16 protein-coding genes are annotated in these 17,666 nt (G+C 63.3%); 6 read left to right on the top strand and 10 right to left on the bottom strand.

Annotated elements, in window-relative coordinates:
* Nucleotides 1–25: 25 nt before the first annotated feature.
* The 3 genes from AB7531_RS22190 to AB7531_RS22180 are packed head-to-tail and all read right to left on the bottom strand — an operon-like array spanning nucleotide 26 to nucleotide 3,784.
* Nucleotides 26–376 (bottom strand): phasin, encoded by a 351-nt coding sequence (locus AB7531_RS22190; RefSeq protein ID WP_063983271.1) that lies wholly within the window; start codon nucleotides 374–376, stop codon nucleotides 26–28.
* A 27-nt stretch (nucleotides 377–403) separates the two neighbouring features.
* Nucleotides 404–1,267: an alpha/beta fold hydrolase gene (locus AB7531_RS22185; protein ID WP_063983270.1), complete on the bottom strand. Its 864-nt coding sequence runs from the start codon at nucleotides 1,265–1,267 to the stop codon at nucleotides 404–406.
* Nucleotides 1,268–1,276: 9 nt separating this feature from the next.
* Nucleotides 1,277–3,784 carry an alpha/beta hydrolase gene (locus tag AB7531_RS22180; RefSeq protein WP_063983269.1) on the bottom strand — a complete coding sequence of 836 codons (2,508 nt, stop codon included), beginning with the start codon at nucleotides 3,782–3,784 and terminating at the stop codon, nucleotides 1,277–1,279.
* 132 nt (nucleotides 3,785–3,916) lie between these two features.
* On the opposite strand from AB7531_RS22180, the gene AB7531_RS22175 reads away from it, so the two are divergent.
* The 5 genes from AB7531_RS22175 (at nucleotide 3,917) to AB7531_RS22155 (ending at nucleotide 7,304) form a co-directional block, all read left to right on the top strand.
* On the top strand, nucleotides 3,917–4,843 hold the full coding sequence (locus AB7531_RS22175) for an alpha/beta fold hydrolase (RefSeq protein ID WP_063983268.1): 927 nt from the start codon (nucleotides 3,917–3,919) through the stop codon (nucleotides 4,841–4,843).
* Nucleotides 4,840–5,436, top strand: a complete 597-nt coding sequence (locus tag AB7531_RS22170; RefSeq protein ID WP_063983267.1) for a hypothetical protein — start codon at nucleotides 4,840–4,842, stop codon at nucleotides 5,434–5,436. Before AB7531_RS22175 ends, AB7531_RS22170 begins: the two co-directional genes overlap by 4 nt.
* Nucleotides 5,437–5,529: 93 nt before the next feature.
* Nucleotides 5,530–6,177 (top strand): CoA transferase subunit A, encoded by a 648-nt coding sequence (locus AB7531_RS22165; protein ID WP_063983266.1) that lies wholly within the window; start codon nucleotides 5,530–5,532, stop codon nucleotides 6,175–6,177.
* Between the two features lie 4 nt (nucleotides 6,178–6,181).
* A complete protein-coding gene (locus AB7531_RS22160; protein ID WP_063983265.1) occupies nucleotides 6,182–6,832 on the top strand; it encodes a 3-oxoacid CoA-transferase subunit B in 651 nt (216 codons plus the stop codon).
* A gap of 13 nt (nucleotides 6,833–6,845) precedes the next feature.
* Nucleotides 6,846–7,304, top strand: a complete 459-nt coding sequence (locus AB7531_RS22155; RefSeq protein WP_063983264.1) for a MaoC family dehydratase — start codon at nucleotides 6,846–6,848, stop codon at nucleotides 7,302–7,304.
* Between the two features lie 6 nt (nucleotides 7,305–7,310).
* On the opposite strand, the gene fabI is transcribed toward AB7531_RS22155, so the two are convergent.
* Genes fabI through AB7531_RS22135 form a run of 4 tightly spaced genes read right to left on the bottom strand, consistent with a single transcriptional unit; the run spans nucleotide 7,311 to nucleotide 12,530 of the window.
* Complete coding sequence (fabI, locus tag AB7531_RS22150; RefSeq protein WP_063983263.1) at nucleotides 7,311–8,099, bottom strand: enoyl-ACP reductase FabI; 789 nt, start codon at nucleotides 8,097–8,099, stop codon at nucleotides 7,311–7,313.
* Nucleotides 8,096–9,310 carry an acetate/propionate family kinase gene (locus AB7531_RS22145; RefSeq protein WP_063983262.1) on the bottom strand — a complete coding sequence of 405 codons (1,215 nt, stop codon included), beginning with the start codon at nucleotides 9,308–9,310 and terminating at the stop codon, nucleotides 8,096–8,098. Before AB7531_RS22145 ends, fabI begins: the two co-directional genes overlap by 4 nt.
* Before the next feature lie 5 nt (nucleotides 9,311–9,315).
* Complete coding sequence (locus AB7531_RS22140; RefSeq protein WP_231142019.1) at nucleotides 9,316–10,278, bottom strand: phosphate acetyltransferase; 963 nt, start codon at nucleotides 10,276–10,278, stop codon at nucleotides 9,316–9,318.
* Nucleotides 10,279–10,307: 29 nt separating this feature from the next.
* Nucleotides 10,308–12,530 carry a DUF3141 domain-containing protein gene (locus tag AB7531_RS22135; protein ID WP_063983260.1) on the bottom strand — a complete coding sequence of 741 codons (2,223 nt, stop codon included), beginning with the start codon at nucleotides 12,528–12,530 and terminating at the stop codon, nucleotides 10,308–10,310.
* Between the two features lie 151 nt (nucleotides 12,531–12,681).
* Between AB7531_RS22135 and AB7531_RS22130 the strand changes: the two genes are divergently transcribed.
* Complete coding sequence (locus AB7531_RS22130; RefSeq protein ID WP_063986368.1) at nucleotides 12,682–13,203, top strand: GNAT family N-acetyltransferase; 522 nt, start codon at nucleotides 12,682–12,684, stop codon at nucleotides 13,201–13,203.
* Nucleotides 13,204–13,552: 349 nt separating this feature from the next.
* On the opposite strand, the gene AB7531_RS22125 is transcribed toward AB7531_RS22130, so the two are convergent.
* The 3 genes from AB7531_RS22125 to AB7531_RS22115 form a co-directional block, all read right to left on the bottom strand.
* Nucleotides 13,553–13,876, bottom strand: coding sequence for a hypothetical protein (locus AB7531_RS22125; RefSeq protein ID WP_063983259.1), 324 nt, complete (start codon nucleotides 13,874–13,876; stop codon nucleotides 13,553–13,555).
* Between the two features lie 222 nt (nucleotides 13,877–14,098).
* The gene (gene ilvD, locus AB7531_RS22120; RefSeq protein ID WP_063983258.1) at nucleotides 14,099–15,949 is read right to left on the bottom strand and encodes a dihydroxy-acid dehydratase; all 1,851 of its coding nucleotides are present in this window, start codon (nucleotides 15,947–15,949) and stop codon (nucleotides 14,099–14,101) included.
* 201 nt (nucleotides 15,950–16,150) lie between these two features.
* On the bottom strand, nucleotides 16,151–17,020 hold the full coding sequence (locus AB7531_RS22115) for a VOC family protein (RefSeq protein WP_231142021.1): 870 nt from the start codon (nucleotides 17,018–17,020) through the stop codon (nucleotides 16,151–16,153).
* Nucleotides 17,021–17,666: the final 646 nt, after the last annotated feature.

The raw sequence follows: 17,666 nt of genomic DNA, 5'->3' as shown, positions 1-17,666 counted from the left end.
GTCTGTCAGTACCGTGGTTGCAGTCTCAGCTCTTCGGACTGAACATGCCGCCGGCCACCTTCATCGCCGCCTCACCCATGGTCTTGGTCTGGTCGGTCAGGGCCCGCATCTGCTCCTGGAAGAAATCGGCTTGAAGCTTGAGCGCGTCCTGTACGTCCTTGGCATGGATCAGCTTGTCGCTGAGGTCCAGGGTCGCTGTGACATTGCGCTGCATGAAACTGCAAAACTCCTTCGCCTGGTTCGCGATCGGCAGAGGCGACGAACTGATCCCCTTCTCCAGCATCTCGAAATAGTCGGCGTTGGCCTTGCGCAGTCGGCCAAGTGCGTCGGTCAGCGCCGCACGGACGTTATCTGCGGATAGATTGATCTCTGCCATGACGTCTCTCCCTTCAGGTGTTAGCAGTTACGCGGTAAGTCCTCCGAACCAGGCGCCGAAATAACCGGCGTAGAGCGCGGGTACTTCGAGATTCATCGAGTGCCCGACGCGAGGCACGATCACGAGACGGCAATCCGGCATCGCATCGGCCATGACGTGAAGATCGGCTGGCAGAATCCAGCCGTCCCATTCGCCCCATAGCACCAGATGCGGATGCTTCAGCTCCGGCATGCAGCGCTCGAGCTCTCTGCTCTCTCTTTCCTTCGTGAGGTTGACCGGCGTTCCGATCCAGATACCCTCGGAGACGCCAAAGGTCTGCTCGATGATGCGATCGAACAACGCCTGGATATCCTTCAATCCCTCCCGAAATCGAGGCACGACGTTCGGCGCCATGCTCTCCGGGACGAACAGCGAGGACGCCGCGGTCGCCATGATCGTCCGTGTCAGGTCCTTGCTCGCCATCATCGCCCGAAACAAGCCGATCTGGTCTGCATTGAAAGTCATGCCGAGCGGCGTCACCGGATCGAGTGCGAACACACGCCCGAAGCGCTGCGGCTGCATCAAGAGCATGCGGGCGGCGATGATGCCGCCGGTCGAATGCGTCGCGAGATGGCAATAGCCGATGTCGAGCACATCGAGTGCCGCCAGCATGTCCTCGGCATGCTGCTGCATGGAGTAGTTCGAATAATCGGCGGCGGGCTTCGGCCGGTCGCTGTCCCCGCAGCCGCGCCAGTCGATGGCGATGACGCGCAGGCCCGTTGGAAACAAGGGCGCAGCCAGCTCGATCCAGTCCTTGCTGGCGAGATTGCCATGGATGAAGACGACGGTCACTTCGCCTCGGCCCCACTCCCGCCAGCCAAGCTCGATTTCACCCGCCTGCACCCGTGGCATAGACCGATCCTATTTGTTGAGACCGGCGGTTGGTGCCGCACCGGGAGGTGTCGGTGCCACTGGCAGGGCGGACACCACGGAACCCTTGATCATGCGATCTGTGCCAAGGGGGGATGAGGTGTCGACCGTTCCCTTCGTGACGAAGTCCACGACGTCCGCTGAATATTCCACCGGATTGTCCGTGTGGATGAAGTGCCCGGTCTCCGGATAGATCTTGAGCATCGGCCGGTTGCCGGCGTTGGTCATGCGCGTCATGAACGGCGTGATGACGTCGCGTCCGAGATCGGTCAGCCCGTTGAAAGCGGGCGTCGGGATGAACGGCTCCTTGTCACCGAAAGCGAGGAAGATCGGCGCCTTGATCTGGGTGACCCGCTCGTAAAGGTTCTTCGGATCATCCTGCTGGAGCTCGGCTCCGATCGTGTAGATGTCGAAGATGAAGACGTTGCACCACTGTTCGAGCTCCTTGGGGTTGCCCTTGGTAAGCCCGACGCGCTGCTCGGTATGGAAGCGCGCATATTCGCTGTCGCTGAAGAAGTAGCCGCTCTTCGCCGCCGACACCACGCCGGTGTCGGGGTTGCGCTTCTTGAAGTAGAAGAAGTCACGAATGCTCTGCTCGTCGCGGGCCTTCTCCGCCGCCAGGATGCCGGTCTGGTCCCAGATCTGCTTCCACTTGTCGAAGTTGCGACCGAGTCCCGGTTGGAACAGAGGTGCCTTCTTGTCTTTCGCGATCGTAATGTCGCGCGGGTATTCCTCGAGTCCGGATGGTGCTTCGAGCGCGAGGCCCTGCACCGCATCCGGCCAGGTCAGGGCGTACCCCGTGACGAACTGACCGCCCAGCGAGTGGCCGAGATAATAGGCTTTCTTGACGCCAAGCTGGTTTACGACGAGGTCGTAGATGACCTCGCGCATATCCTGCATGGTGCGCGCCGGGCTCTTATCGAGATTACCGGGCCCGGACATGCCGTAGTTCGGCAAGTCCGGCACGATCACACGCAAGCCACTCCGCAGCGCATATTGCATGATGTTGCCGTAGTGCCCGCCGAATGCGCCCTTGCCGTGGATGATGACGAGGACCTTGGGATCCTTGTCGGTGCCGGCATACTCATCCATGTAACCAATCTGCCAGGTGTTGCCGATCTTGTCCTTGGCGTTGGCGTATTTGACCGGATAGGGATAGGTCACGAAGTCCTTCCAGAAGGACTTGCTCGGATCGATGTTTTCAGCGACGCCCGGTACGCGATAACTCTTGTCGACGAACATCCCCGCGCGATCAAGGGCCGCGACGTCGTCCATGAAAGCGACGAATTTCGGATCGTTCTTGCGCTGGTTGATGATCGGGAACACGCCGTAATGGGCGACCGGACTCTCCTGCGCGATCAGGTCCGCGCCCGGCACGCGATCTACGGCTTTTTGGGCCAGCTTGAAGTTCAGCCAGAGATCGTTGGTGATGTGCATCACCAGTGTGCGCGACTGGATGCGGCCGAGATAGGGATTGACGTTATGGGTCTCACCGACCCGGTTGCGCCAGACGAGATCGACGGCGTCATAGAGCTTGGCACGGTTGGTGACGCTCAGACCGGCCTTCTCGTTCGGCGGATCCCAGTAGAATATCTCGGGCTGGACCGCGGCCCAGTTCTGGGTCGTGCGGAAGCCGAAATCGTAGCCCGTCATGCCCAGGATCGACCAGCCGAACGCCACACCCGGCATCGGGTGCTTCTCCTTGGGCAGATTGTAGTAGTCACCCTTGGTCGCCTGCCAGACCGGATCGCCCTCGATCGCGGCCGTCATCATCTGGAAGGTCCAGTTACCGACGGGGTCTTCACCGTCCGACTGTGTGGTGCCGCCGATCGGCATCAGGGCGCCGATATATTCGGGATGCATGACCCCCCACACATAGGTCTGGGTGCCGCCCATGGAGACGCCCGTGACAAGCGCGACACGCGCGACCTTCAACTCGTCGCGCAGCAGGCGGTAGTTCGCCTGCACCATGTCGTAGTAGCTGTACTGCGGAAACTTGATGCCGAGGCCGTCGGACGGTTTGCTCGCGCCCCACGTGCCCAGCGGGTCGACCATGATGACGTAGTAGCGGTCGGTGTCGATCGGCCGTCCGGGGCCGATGATCGGGACGCCTCCCGACAGGGCCGCGCCCTTGACCCACTGTTCGTACATATCGGTGGAATCGCCGGAATAATAGGAATTGATCACGACCGCATTGGTGATCTCGCCGGCGGCATTGCGCCGCGCGTTGCCGATCGCGATGTATCCGGTACGCAGCTTGCCTGCCCCGAGCGATTCCAGCGTCACGCCGCCCTCGCCGCCATTCTCCCATTTGGAGGGATTGGCCAGGTCGTACTTGCCGCCAAGCCGGAAATTCGCGATCTCATAGGTCTTTTTGAGCCCGTCATGCTGCATCTGCGACGAGCGCCGCGTGAACGGCTGGGCGACCGCGAGCGCGGTGCCGACCAGCAACAGGATCAGGCTGACGAAGCAACGCTTGAGTGCGCTTCTCCCGTTCATGACGAACTCCCTCCTGGCGGTATTTTGCGCGAACGCTAGGCTGCACCTCCTCCTGAGGTTTGATTTAGCTCAATGGAATCCTTGAGCCGGCGTTGAGGATCGTGGTCATCGTCACGCTGGCCGGTCCCCGCAATGCCCTTCCTCAGTCATGGCTCATATCGTATCCGCTATGAGCTCGACGGACCGGCGAATGCGCCTGCCTATGTGCTGGTCAACGGTCTGACGCAGTATTCCGAGCTTTGGGGCACGTATCGCGACACGCTGATCGCACGGCGGTTCCGGGTCGCTACCTTCGACCTGCTCGGCCAGGGCGTCTCCGACAAGCCCGCGCTATTCATTAATCAGGACGACCACATCGCCGTGCTGCATCGCCTGATCGGCGAACTTGGCGACAGTCCGGTCTTCCTCAGTGGCATCAGTTTCGGTGGCTTGATCGCGCTGCGCTATGCCATCGAGCATGGCGCGCGGCTGTCGGGCCTTGTGCCGATGAGCTGCTTTGCCGAGCTTTCACCACAACTGCTACTGATCGGCAACGCCTTGCGCACCGGCCTCATTCTGGGCGGCACCGGCTACCTCCAGGATCTGTTGCTGCCGATGAACCTGTCTGATCAGTGGTTGAAGCCGCTGCTGGACAAGCTCGACAACGTGAAGCGGCAGGGCTGGCTGGTCAACGACGTCTACGCCCTTCAGAACCTGATGGAGTCCTTCCTCGACTTCAAGCCGCTGACGCCGCAGCTCTCCTCAATATCCGTCCCGACCATGATCCTGAACGGCGAGTTCGACTTCCTCACGCCGCGGGCGTTGCACGAGACGTTGCGTGTGGAAATTCCCGACAGTGCGCTCGTCATCATCCCGAGGGCCTATCACGCCTTCACGCTCGAAAAGGCCGCACTAACAGCCGACCTGTTGGCGCGCTTCGCCGAGGACGTGTTGGCTGGCCGCTGGCAGGGCAACAAGCAGATCTTGATCGCGCCGGAGGATGCCGGCGGAGACTTTTCGCCGTTTCCCGCCGGCTATGACCATCTGCGCGCGATTCCGGTGCAGAGGCCAGCAACATGAGCGCGTTCTTCGGACCGCTGCCAGCCGACGGACGCGTGCCGCCGCGCCAGCAGACGCGGGTCGCCGCGTTCCTGGTTTCTGCGCATGGTGCGCTGGCACGGCAACTCGCGGTCGCCCTGCCCGCGAGATTCGATGCCGCCTGGCAGACCGAATTGAACGCGCAGTTCTATCGCGAGAGCGAGATCGTCTCGCTTCTCATGCGCGCGACCGCCTGGGTCCCGGACCTCGCGCTGGGCCCGATGGCGGCATCCTGGGAGATGGCCTGGCTCCCCGCCCCGATCGAAGGCATCGCCGATCACACCCGCGCGCAGACCACTCACCTCGCGACGCTCGCGCATGCGGTTCATGCCGGGATCCGGCCGGCGGCCCTGCTGCCGACGGAAGCGAACGCGAACGATCCCTTCGTGATGGCGCTGCGGCGCATCGAGTTCGAGAGCGGCCGGCTGTTGCAGGCGCAGATTCTGTTCCTGAAGGGCCCGGACCTCCTACCTTTCCGGGATGCCGTCAACGCGACGCTCGAACGGCGGCATGCCGAGGTGCGCAGGCTCTGGCACGAGACCCTTGCAGGCGTCGGCGTTGGCCCGCGCGAATGACCTTGCAACCTTGACGCAGATCAAAGCCGAGAGTCTGCCCGCCCCCAACATCGGTCCAGTATCCACCTGCGCCTGCCGACCGGAGTTCCGCCCATGAAGGCCGTTTCCGTCGAAGAAGCCGTTGCGATGATCCCGGCCGGTGCGAGCGTCATGGTCGGCGGCTTTATGGGCGTCGGAACCCCGGAGCGCCTGCTTGACGAACTCGTGCGGCAGAACAAGACCGGCCTGTCTCTGATCTGCAATGACGCCGCTACTCCCGGCAAAGGCGTCGGCAAGCTGTTCGACGCTGCGCTGGTCTCAAGGCTGACGGCAACGCATATCGGCCTCAATCCGAAGGCGCAGCAGCAGATGCTCGCGAACCAGATCGCCGTCGATCTCGTGCCGCAAGGCACCTTCGTCGAACGCATCCGCGCGGGTGGATGTGGCCTCGGCGGGGTGCTGACGCCGACGGGCGTCGGAACGCTGGTTGCCGAAGGCAAGCGTCAGATCGAGGTGGATGGCAAGCCGTTCCTGCTGGAGACGGCATTGCGGGCGCAGTACGCGCTGGTTCACGCGTTTCTCGCCGACTATCTCGGCAATCTCGCTTACGCACTGACCTCCCGCAACTTCAACCCGGTCATGGCGATGGCTGCCGACACGGTCATCGTCACTGCAGAGAACATCGTGCCCGTCGGGGTCATCGCGCCCGATCACGTCGTGACCCCGGCGCCGCTCGTCGATTACCTCATTACCAACGGGTGAGATCATGGACCCGCAGATCATCATCGCCCGACGCGTCGCCAGGGAGTTGAAGAGCGGAAACCTCGTCAATCTCGGCATCGGCATTCCGACCCTGGTTGCGAATTACGTTCCGGCCGATTTGAAAGTCTTCTTTCAGTCGGAGAACGGACTGATCGGCACCGGGCCGATTCCCGAGCAAGGCATGGCGCATCCGACACTGACAGACGCCGGCGGCCGCCCTATCAGCGCGCTGCCGGGTGCGGCGACCTTCGACAGCGCAATGTCGTTCGGACTGATCCGCGGCGGCCATGTCGACGTCACCGTGCTCGGCGGCCTCCAGGTCGATGCGCATGGGCTTCTCGCCAACTGGATGATCCCGGGCAAGATGGTCCCGGGCATGGGCGGGGCGATGGACCTCGTCAGCGGCGCCAAGCGGGTCATCGTCGCCATGCAACATGCCGCGAAGGGCAAGTCGAAGATCGTCAAGACATGCAGCTTGCCTCTGACCTCGGCGCGCCCGGTCCATCTGGTCGTGACCGACATGGCGGTTATCGGTTTTGCCGACGGCAAGGCGACGCTGCTCGAGACCGCTCCAGGTGTCAGCGTTGGCGAGGTTATGGCGGTGACAGAGGCCGAATTGGTCGTTCCTGACAACATCCCGGAAATGACGATCTGACGAGGTCACGACCATGCGGATATTCAGCGACTTCAACGAGATCAAATCCGCGGTCGGCAGCGAGATCGGCGCGAGCGACTGGATCGAAGTGACCCAGGATCGGATCAATAAATTCGCCGAAGCGACCTGTGACGAGCAATGGATCCATGTCGACCAGGACCGCGCCAGGAAGGAAGCGCCCGGCGGCACCACCATCGCTCACGGCCTGCTGTCGCTCTCGCTTGCTCCCCTGTTCATTCGATCCGTGATGGGTTTGAAAGGGCTGCGCAATACGCTGAATTATGGCGCGGATCGCATCCGGTATCTGGCGCCGGTGCCGGCCGGCTCAAAGCTCCGCGGCCGGGTCACGGTCGCTGAAACCGAGGACGTGCCGCCGGACGGCTTGCGCGTCAACTATCATCTCGTGATCGAGATCGAGGGCGGCAAGAAGCCCGCTTGTGTCGCCGAGCTGATCGCCCTGCACTATCGCTGAGTGCGCTCAGTCGATGATGTGATACCCGCCATCGATATAGAGAACGCCCCCGGTGATCAGCTTGGCACCATCAAGCGCCAGGAACGCGGTTGCGTTGCCGACGTCGTCGATGCTGACCAGGCTGCGCGCCGGCGCTTTGGACTGCGCCTTGTCCATGAGCTCGTCGAACTCCGGGATACCTGACGCTGCACGCGTGGCGAGCGGGCCGGGCGAGATCGCGTGCACGCGGATCCCCTTTGGGCCAAGTTCGGCGGCCGCGTAGCGGACGGCCGCTTCAAGCGCCGCTTTCGCCACGCCCATGATATTGTAGTTCTCCACCACCATCTGGCTGCCATAATAGGTCATGGTGAACATCGTGCCGCCGTTCTTCATCAGCGGCTCGGCGAGATGCGCCATGCGCAGGAATGACCAGCAAGAGACGTCCATCGTCTTAAGGAAGCCATCGCGCCCGACGTCCACCACGCGGCCATGGAGCGCCTCCTTCGGCGAGAAGGCGATCGAATGCAGCAGGAAATCGAGCTGTCCCCATTCCTTCGTAATCCGCTCGAACACCGCCTCGGTCTGCCCCTCCGTCATCACGTCCAGCGGCATGAAGATCGGCGCTTCCAGCGCCTGCGCGAGCGGTTCGACGTGTTTCTTGGCGCGATCGTTGAGATAGGTGACGGCCAGATCGGCCCCAAGCGCACGAAATGCCCTCGCGCAGCCCCAGGCAATGGACTGGTCGTTCGCGATGCCCACGACGAGGCCCTTCTTGCCCTTCAGGGCAACCTTTGCATCCGGGAACACGGGGATCATGACACCCTCTCTTGCCTTGGATTGGTCGATTGTCCGTTCATCAACAGCGACAGCGTATGCTGTGCGATCATCAGTTCCTCGTCGGTCGGCACGACGTAGACGGGGATGCGGCTGTCGGAACGCGAGATCAGTCTGGAATTGCGGGAGTTCTCAACGGGATCGAGCGTGCCGCCGAGCCATCCGAGCTGCTCGACCACGCGCGCGCGAATGTTCGCCGAATTCTCGCCGATCCCGGCCGTGAAGACGAAGGCGTCGAGGCCCTGCAAGGCGGCCGCGAGCATGCCGGCATTGAGACCGATCCGGTACACGAAATAGTCGACCGCGAGCTTCGCCTTGGGGTCGGCGCTCTCCTCCAGCTCGCGCATGTCATTGCTGACGCCGGAGAGCCCCTTCAATCCGCAGTCGCGATAAAGGAAGTTCTGCACGTTTGAGGCCGACATCCCTTTCTCGGAGATAAGATAGATCACCACCCCGGGATCAATCTGCCCTGGACGCGTTCCCATAGGGAGGCCATCGAGCGCTGTGAAACCCATGGTGCTCTCGACGCTGCGCCCGTCCTTGAGCGCGCACATCGACGCGCCGCTGCCGAGATGGGCAACGATCACGCGCCGCTTCGCGATATCGGGCGCCACGCCCGGCAGCGTCCGGGCGATATACTCGTAGGACAGCCCATGAAAGCCATAGCGCCTGACCCCCTCGGCATGAAGTTGATGCGGAATAGCATAATGGTCGGCGACGGCATCATGCGTGCGGTGAAACGCGGTGTCGAAGCAAGCAACCTGCGGCAGCGTCGGGAAATTCGCTAGCAGCGAACGGATCGGCGCCAGATTGTGGGGCTGGTGCAGCGGCGCCAGGGTCACAAATCGTTCGAGGCGGGACACGACGCCGTGGTCGATCAGGACCGGCCGCGAATAGTCCGGCCCACCATGCACGACCCGGTGACCTACCGCGATCGGTGTGACGCGAAGTTCGTCCCGCAGCCAGTCGCCGGCAACGGCCATCGCCGCCGGAACATCAGCCACAGCCTCGATCGGATAGGCCCGATCGGCCATCGGGTCGCCGCTCGGGCCACTTGCCCGCAGACGCGGTCGGCTGCCGATACCGTCCATCTGTCCCTTGATCTGACGACGAAGCGCACCGTCGCCTTCGATCGCATAGACCTGAAACTTCACACTGGACGAGCCGGCATTGACGACGAGGATCGTATCCATGGCGATCACGCGGCAACCGTCGGCGCCTTCTGGCGCCGGGCACGAGCATAGAGAGCGGCGACGGCACAGGACGCCATCCGCGCACGTGGCGAATCCGCGCGCGAGGTCAGCACGACGGGCACGCGCGCACCGAGCACGATCCCGGCGCTATCGGCCTTGGCGAAATAGGCGAGATTCTTGGCGAGCATGTTGCCGGACTCGAGGTCCGGAACCATCAGGATCTGAGCCCGCCCGGCGACCTCGGATGTGATGCCCTTGATCCGCGCGGCTTCCAGATCGATGGCATTGTCGAAGGCCAGCGGGCCGTCGAGGATGCCGCCGGTGATCTGGCCGCGATCGGCCATCTTGCACAGGGCAGCGGCTTCGATGGTCGAAGGGATTTTCGAGGTCACCGTCTCGACGGCAGACAGAATCGCCACCCGCGGCGTCTTGCCGAACCCTGCCTGGTTGTAGAGGTCGATCGCGTTCTGAATGATGTCGCGTTTGGCGTCGAGATCGGGGAAAATGTTGATCGCCGCATCCGTCACGAAGATGGTCTCTGCATAGGCAGGCACATCCATCACAAAGACATGGCTGATACGCCGGTCGGTGCGCAAGCCACCGGTCTTGGCGGTGACGGCGCGCATCAATTCGTCGGTGTGCAGGCTGCCCTTCATCAACAGTTCGCCTTTGGCGGCATGGATGAGCTCGACGCCCTTGGCCGCGGATTCGTCGCTGTGCGCGGCATCAACGATCTCGAAACCGGACACATCGAGATCGCACCGGGCGGCAGTATCCTTGATCTTCCGCGCGGGCCCGACGAGCACGGGCCGGATAATGCCGGCGCTTGCGCTGTCGATAGCACCGCGCAGCGAGGTCTCGTCGCAAGGATGCACCACGATGGTCGGCGTTGGCGGCGCGCCCTTCGCCGCCGCGATTAACCGATCATACTTGCTACCGGGCTGGGTTCGCGTCGTGTCGGCCGACATGATGTCACTCCCGATCCTGCCAATCCGCGTTACGACGCCCGTGCCTTGGGATCGAAAGGGGCGACGTTCGATGTCAACTCCGCCTCTCCGTCCAGACCGAACAGCGCGGCGACGCGCTTCAGGCGATTGGCCCGCTCGCCGGTGATGTCCTCACTCGCCGACAGCACCTCGCGCATCGCCACGAAGGCCGCACGCCGCTGGCTGGTGTCATCGGGCAACAATTTCGGGATCGCAGCGAGAGCACCTTCGCGATCGAGAAGCAGCATGAAGAACTGCTCACGCACCAGCGTCTTGAATTCCGACAGCGTCATGCGGGCGCCGGCATGGTCACGCCGGACCTGCCGCAACGCCTCGATGCTGCGCTCATCCACCATGCCGCGTGCGGAGCCAACATAAAGCAGCGCGCGGAGGGCCGCTTCGCGGAGCCCGCCCTCAGCGATGTGCGATTTTAGCTCGGCGATCCGTGCCGCGAGCATGGCGCGATGCTCCGGCGACATCTCCTGGCGGCGCGAGGGCACGGAATTTGGGTCGACGCCGACCGCGGCCTGGAGCAGTGGTGAGCCGTAGAGGTTGAGGAAGACGGCCTCGCTCAGCGCCTCCTGCGCGTCGCGCCAGCTATCCAGCGCGTGCACGATCTGCTTCGACATTTGTTCCTGGAATGACAGGAATGGATTGTCCTTTGAAGCCGGCTTGCGGTCTGTCTCGACACGATCTGCAGCCGATTTGACCGTGGACATCCAAGGGTTCTGGCTGCTGAACGCCTCGTATTGCAGCCGCAGCGGATGCATGTTGCGGGCCCATTCCGCGAGTTGGGGCGTCACCATGCCCTTCACCCACGGCCGCAAGAATTTTTGATAGGCCGAGAGATTGAGCTCCGAGACACGCTTGGCCGCAGCGAAGCGCCGCTCGTCCTCGGGCGAATTTCCGCCCATCGCGCGGATATCATCCAGCGTGCGGGCCTCGCAGCGCATCACCCACTGGCCTGCCGCAAGATCCGCATTGAGTGTCTCGTTGCCACGGGCCTCGAACGTGGCTTCGTAGAGCCCTGGCGGCAGCACGTCGATCAGGTCGATGTTGCTGGAGAACTCAGCGTGCTCCTTCTTGGCCACGCCGCCGGATACGAAGATGCCGAGATGGCCGATGCTCTCGTGAACGGTATAGACGATGGTCTGGCCATAAGCTCTGATCTCGTCGACGTCGGCGTAGCAGTCCAGGATCCAGTCCAACGCCTGCTGCGGCGGGGTGACGTTGTCGCCCTTGGAGCAGAACACAACGATCGGCGAACGAATGTTGCGCAAATCGACCTTGCGGCCGTCGGACATCTCGATCTTGCCGGCTGCGAGATTGTTGCCGATGAAGAGCTCGTCGACGATGAACTGGATTTCCTCGGCATTGAGATTGACGTGTCCGCCCCACCAGCGCTCGAAATCGAGATAGCGTTCCGCCTCGGTATCGACCTTGGAGTAGACGTTGTACTGCTTGGTCCAGAGCGTATTCGACGGGTTCTGGTTCTCGAAATTCTGCACCAGCCAGGCGCCGTCGAATTTGCCGGCGCCGAGATCGCTCGTGAGCGCCGTGAGCCAGCTTCCGCCCAGCAGGCCGCCGGAATAGCGCATGGGGTATTTGCCATGCACGCCTGCCCAATAAGCCAGCGGCGCACCGGCGATGATCAGCGGCCCGAATAATTCCGGCCGCAGTGACGCCAGGATCATGACGGCCCAGCCGGCCTGACAATTGCCGATCACGCAGGGCTTTCCGTCGGCGTCCGGATGACGGCTGATGACCGTCTCGATAAAGATCGCTTCCGCGCGCGCAATGCGTTCGATGGTCTGCCCGGGCATAGGCTCCGGAAGGAAGCCGATGAAGTAGCAGGGATGCCCCGCCTTCATGGCGACGCCGATCTCGCTATCGGCCTTGAAGCCGCCGATGCCGGGTCCATGGCCGGCGCGCGGATCGACCACGACGAACGGACGCCGGCTCATGTCGATCTCAACATCCTTCGGCGGAACGATGCGCACCAGCGCGTAGTTGACCGGTTCGTCCAGCTTCCGGCCGTCCGTGATCAATTCAGCAGCATATTGCAGCACATGCGGCGCGGTCTGGGCGACGTGCTCGCGATACTGGTCGCCACGCTGGCGCATGATGTCCAGGAACAGGACGCTGCGCTGTCCCGCATCGACCATGTATTCCACGGCCGAGGCCACCAGCCCTGACATCGGCCCATCAGGCAGCTTTAAGTCTTTGATCGCCATGTTCGACCTCGTCGTCGCGCGAGGTCATTCAAAAAGGTCGGCGGTCGCTGACGTTGATTTAGGTCAACGGTTGGCGACGGTGTTCGCGTCAATCGGGATCGACCAACCGCCCCGCGGGGGCGCGCCGCAATCGGGCCGCGGGAGAGCTCAAGTGCCGGATGCCGCAAATTACAGCCGCCAGGAGAGACTTCGCGACGGACGATTGGTCGATATCCGGGCGCTTCGCCCCGAGGACGAGCCCGACATGCTTGCCGCGCTCGAGGAGACAAGCGCTCAATCGCTCCAACGCCGCTTCTTTGTGACGAAGCGTCATTTTTCCGAACGGGAGCGCGCTTTTTTCATGGAACCCGATTTCAGAAACCACGTGGCACTGGTTGCGTGCACGGAAGAGGCGAGCCGCAGCATGATCATCGGCGGTGGTCGCTATGTCATATTCGAGCCTGGACGGGCCGAAGCAGCTTTCGTCGTGATCGATGCCTGGCAGGGACGTGGCGTTGGCGGGCTGCTGACGTGCCATCTGATCGCTATCGCCCGCGAGGCCGGATTGACGGAGTTGACCGCGGAGGTGTTACCGGAGAACGCGGCGATGCTCCGCGTCTTCGACAAGTTTGGCTTCAAGCCAGCAACGACCCGCGAACCCGGTGTAATTCACATGGCATTGAAGCTGTCCTAATACGCGGCCGGTACGAGAGCTCCAGCATCGAGAGAAATGGCGGCGGCGCGTCGCGCCACCGTCCGTTGGTACCGGCACCTCCAAACGCGCGCCCTCACCCCAGGCCTGAAGTTTCCGCCGCGTGCGATCTGTCAGGCGAGCGTCAGCCTGTTCGTCTAGCTTCGCAACATGTCGGCCGCCGACACACGCCGCCCCTCAGCAATCCCGGACACTGGCGACACCGCCCAGGGCGTCGCTGGTTGCGAGGCCCGGTTGGATTCGCGTCCATTTCCGGGCCTCGTTTGCTGCCTCAAAAGAAAACGGCGCCCCCAAAGGAGCGCCGCCCGAAACTCTTCGTCGCTGCGTTGGCTCAGTAGCCGCAGGACGCGCAGCCCATCTGCACCGGCGCGTAATAGGAATACCCCGGCGAAACCATCTCGACGCGCTGGCGCGTGGCGTATTGCGGCGGGACGCGTTCGTACTGGACGCTCGGCGGTGCCACCATCACGGTCTGCGGCACCATCACGGTGCGGTACTGCGCCGGCGTGCGGTGCGCGACGGTAGCGCCGGGAGCAACCATCACGGTCTCGTCGACGGTGCGGTATTGCGGCTGCACGTATTGCTGCTGGTAGCAGGTCTGGCACGGCGGCGGCGCGTAGCAATTGTAGCAGCCGGCAGAGGCCGCGCTCGTCATGGAAATCGCGGCGACGACTGTTGAGAAAGCGATAGCGAGAGTACGAGACATTGTGGTGGTGCCCCAGTTGCCCAAAATGGATTTGCGAAGGTCGCGAGCAGTATACGCTGCAACATCCCGAGTTGCCGAACTTCGTCGAGGCATCCTTAATGCGAACGGCCGGCTTTCGCCGGCCGTTCAGAACTTGTTGACCATGCGCGCGAGGCGCGGACGGTACAGCGCTTACTTCGTGCGCCGCTTTACCTCACGCACCGCACCGCGTGCGGCGCTGGTGGTGAGTGCTGCGTAAGCCTGAAGCGCGGTCGAGACGTTGCGCTTGCGGCCCACAGCCTGCCAGGCGGCATCGCCCTTGGCCTCTTCCGCCACGCGGCGCTTGGCGAGCTCCTCATCGGAGACCTCCAGGCTGATGCTGCGGTTCGGGATGTCGATGGCGATGCGGTCGCCGGTGCGCACCAGACCGATGTTGCCGCCTTCCGCCGCTTCCGGCGACAGATGGCCGATCGAGAGGCCGGACGAGCCGCCGGAGAAGCGTCCGTCGGTGACGAGCGCGCAGGCTTTGCCGAGGCCCATCGATTTCAGGTAGCTCGTCGGATACAGCATCTCCTGCATGCCGGGGCCGCCGCGCGGACCTTCGTAGATGATGACCACGATCTCGCCGGCGACGACCTTGCCGCCCAGAATGCCTTCCACAGCGGCGTCCTGGCTCTCGAACACGCGCGCGGGGCCGGAGAATTTCAGGATCGAGGCGTCGACGCCCGCGGTCTTCACGATGCAGCCGTCCTGCGCGAGGTTACCGCAGAGCACGGCGAGACCGCCATCCTTGCTGAAGGCATGCTCGAGGTTGCGGACCACACCCTTCTCGCGATCGCTATCGAGCTCGTCGTAACGGCGCTCCTGGCTGAAGGCGACCTGCGTCGGGATGCCGCCGGGCGAAGCGCGGAAGAACGTGCGGACAGACTCGCTCTTGGAGCGCTTGATGTCCCAGCGCTCCAGCGCGTCGTTCATGGTCGGCGCGTGCACGGTCGAGACCGAGGTGTCGATCAGGCCGGCGCGGTCGAGCTCGCCCAGAATGCCCATGATGCCGCCGGCGCGATGCACGTCCTCGACATGGACGTCGGCGACCGATGGCGCGACCTTGCACAGCACGGGTACGCGGCGCGACAGCCGGTCGATGTCCTGCATGGTGAACTCCACCTGCCCTTCATGGGCCGCCGCCAGCAGATGCAGCACGGTGTTGGTCGAGCCGCCCATGGCGATATCCAGCGTCATCGCGTTCTCGAACGCCTTGAAGTTGGCGACGTTGCGCGGCAGCACGGAGGCATCGTCCTGCTCGTAATAGCGGCGCACGATATCGACGATGGTGTGGCCGGCCTCGACGAACAGGCGCTTGCGGTCTGCATGGGTCGCCACCACCGTGCCGTTGCCGGGCAATGCGAGGCCAAGCGCTTCGGTCAGGCAATTCATCGAATTGGCCGTGAACATGCCCGAGCAGGAGCCGCAGGTCGGACACGCCGAGCGCTCGATCACCTTGACGTCCTCGTCGCTGACCTTGGAGTCGGCGGCCGCCACCATGGCGTCGATGAGGTCGACGGCCTTGGTCTTGCCCTGCAGCGTGACCTTGCCGGCCTCCATCGGGCCGCCCGAGACGAACACGGCGGGGATGTTGAGCCGCAGCGCGGCCATCAGCATGCCGGGCGTGATCTTGTCGCAGTTGGAGATGCAGACGAGGCCGTCGGCGCAGTGCGCGTTGGCCATGTATTCGACGCTGTCGGCGATCAGCTCGCGCGACGGCAGGCTGTAGAGCATGCCGTCATGGCCCATGGCGATGCCGTCATCGACCGCGATGGTGTTGAATTCTTTGGCGACGCCGCCGGCCTGCTCGATCTCGCGGGCGACGAGCTGGCCGAGGTCCTTGAGGTGGACGTGGCCGGGCACGAACTGGGTGAAAGAGTTGACGACCGCGATGATCGGCTTGCCGAAATCGGCATCCTTCATGCCCGTCGCGCGCCAGAGGCCGCGGGCGCCCGCCATGTTGCGGCCGTGGGTGGTGGTGCGGGAGCGATAGGCTGGCATGGCGGTTTCCGTCCTCGGTTGGGTCAGCCGGGCGGAAAAATGGAAGCCGCCTCAGGCCTTTCCGGCCGGATAGCGCACGGGCTGGGCGCGCGCAACGGGAACTTGCCCCGAAACGGCCCGGATCGGCCCCGCGCAGGCCTCCCCTGCTCCCGGCGCGGGTTATTGCAGTGTCGCGCCAGCGCCGGACGGACGCTGCCGTAGCTAGCGCTTCGGCTTGGGCAGCACAATTCTCCCCTGGGAGGCAATGCCGCCCCACTTGGCGGACCACCCAACTTCCGAGGCCGAGAATGGCTCGATGCCTGCATGACCCTGGGCACCCTGCAGTGCAAACAGGGCGCCCTGGGGATCCACACATCGTGCGATCCAGCAGCCATCAGGCAATTCGATCGGACCCTGGAGGATCCGGCCTCCACCAGCATTCACATGCTTCGTCGCAGCGCCGATATCGTCGACATTGAAGTAATGCAGCCAACATGGCTGCGCTACGCTCGAAAGTTTGGTCAGCATGCCGCCGGCCGTTTGCCCGCCGGCCGAAAACAATTGATACCAGTCCGCTGGATCGGTTTGAGCGTCGGCTTTCTGCCAACCCAATAGTTCTCTGTAGAAATCGAAGATCACGGTCCGGTCGGCGGCCAATAGCTCATGCCAGCCTACGCGCCCGGGCTCGTCCAGCCGGCCCGGTTTCCATCGGCCATATGTCGGTTTCTCGATCAGCCCGAACGTCGCTTTCTGCGGATCGGCAGCGACTGCTATTCGGCCAATATTGGTGTCGGTCGGCGGCACAAAGATCGTGCCTCCGAGACGCCTGATCTGCGCGGCAGCCCCGTCCAGGTCGTCGACAGCGACGTAACCCATCCATCTCGGCGTTGCCCCTGATCTCCGCCCCTCTTCCGGGATGTCCATAAGGCCGCCCAGCGGGGTGCCGCCGTTACGAAGCATCGTGTAAGGCAGTTCCGGAGTCGATTCATCCGTCACGCCCCAGCCGACGACCTTGCGATAGAATGCGCCCGCCGCCGCGACGTCCGTGGTCAGCAGTTCGTACCAAGCGAAACGTCCGAGTTGATCCGCCACGCCGATCTCTCCGTTCAAACCTGGAAGCGATTGCGGCACTGCACCAAGTTGCGCGCGCACCGAGAGCGTGGATCGTTGACGCGTTGTGTCAACCGGCCGTGCTGATTGCCGTTCATGAAGATGAATACATCCCGAACGTGCAGCCCCGCGCTTTTGTGCGCGTAATTGTTGCCCGCGTTATTTCCTGGGCGTAGACTTACCGCGGCTGGGATACTTCTTGCAATGCTCGGAGGTTCGACCATGCGGCAGGCGAAGAAGACTTCTAAAGGGAAGAAGCGAGTAAGCAAAGTCGCCGTGCCGGCGTTCGGAGCCGCCGGGTTGACGTTCTCGCTGGCGGGAGGCGCATCGGCGTCCGCCGTACCGACACCCGACGTACAACAATTGCCGCACCTTGGAACGGGCCAGGCAATCACGCTCGATGAAGAGGAAATGGCTGACGTCAGCCTGGCCACCTTCCATCTCTTCGACAAGGAAAACGCCGGTAGCCGCGTGCAGCTGGCATGGCGCGGATGCGGCGGTTGCCGCGGCTGCGGAGGCTGTCGGGCTTGCCGTGGTTGCCGATGTGGCGTCGGTTGCCGATGTGCGGGTTGTGCAGTTGGCTGTGCTGTCGGCTGTGGCGTTGGTGTGGTGGGATGCGCCGTATCAT

The organism is Bradyrhizobium sp. 63_E2_N1_3 (genome assembly GCF_052076005.1).
Taxonomy (GTDB): Bacteria; Pseudomonadota; Alphaproteobacteria; order Rhizobiales; family Xanthobacteraceae; genus Bradyrhizobium; species Bradyrhizobium barranii.
The sequence above is the reverse complement of the archived record's forward strand: the minus strand, read 5'-3'. Positions and strand labels throughout refer to the sequence as shown.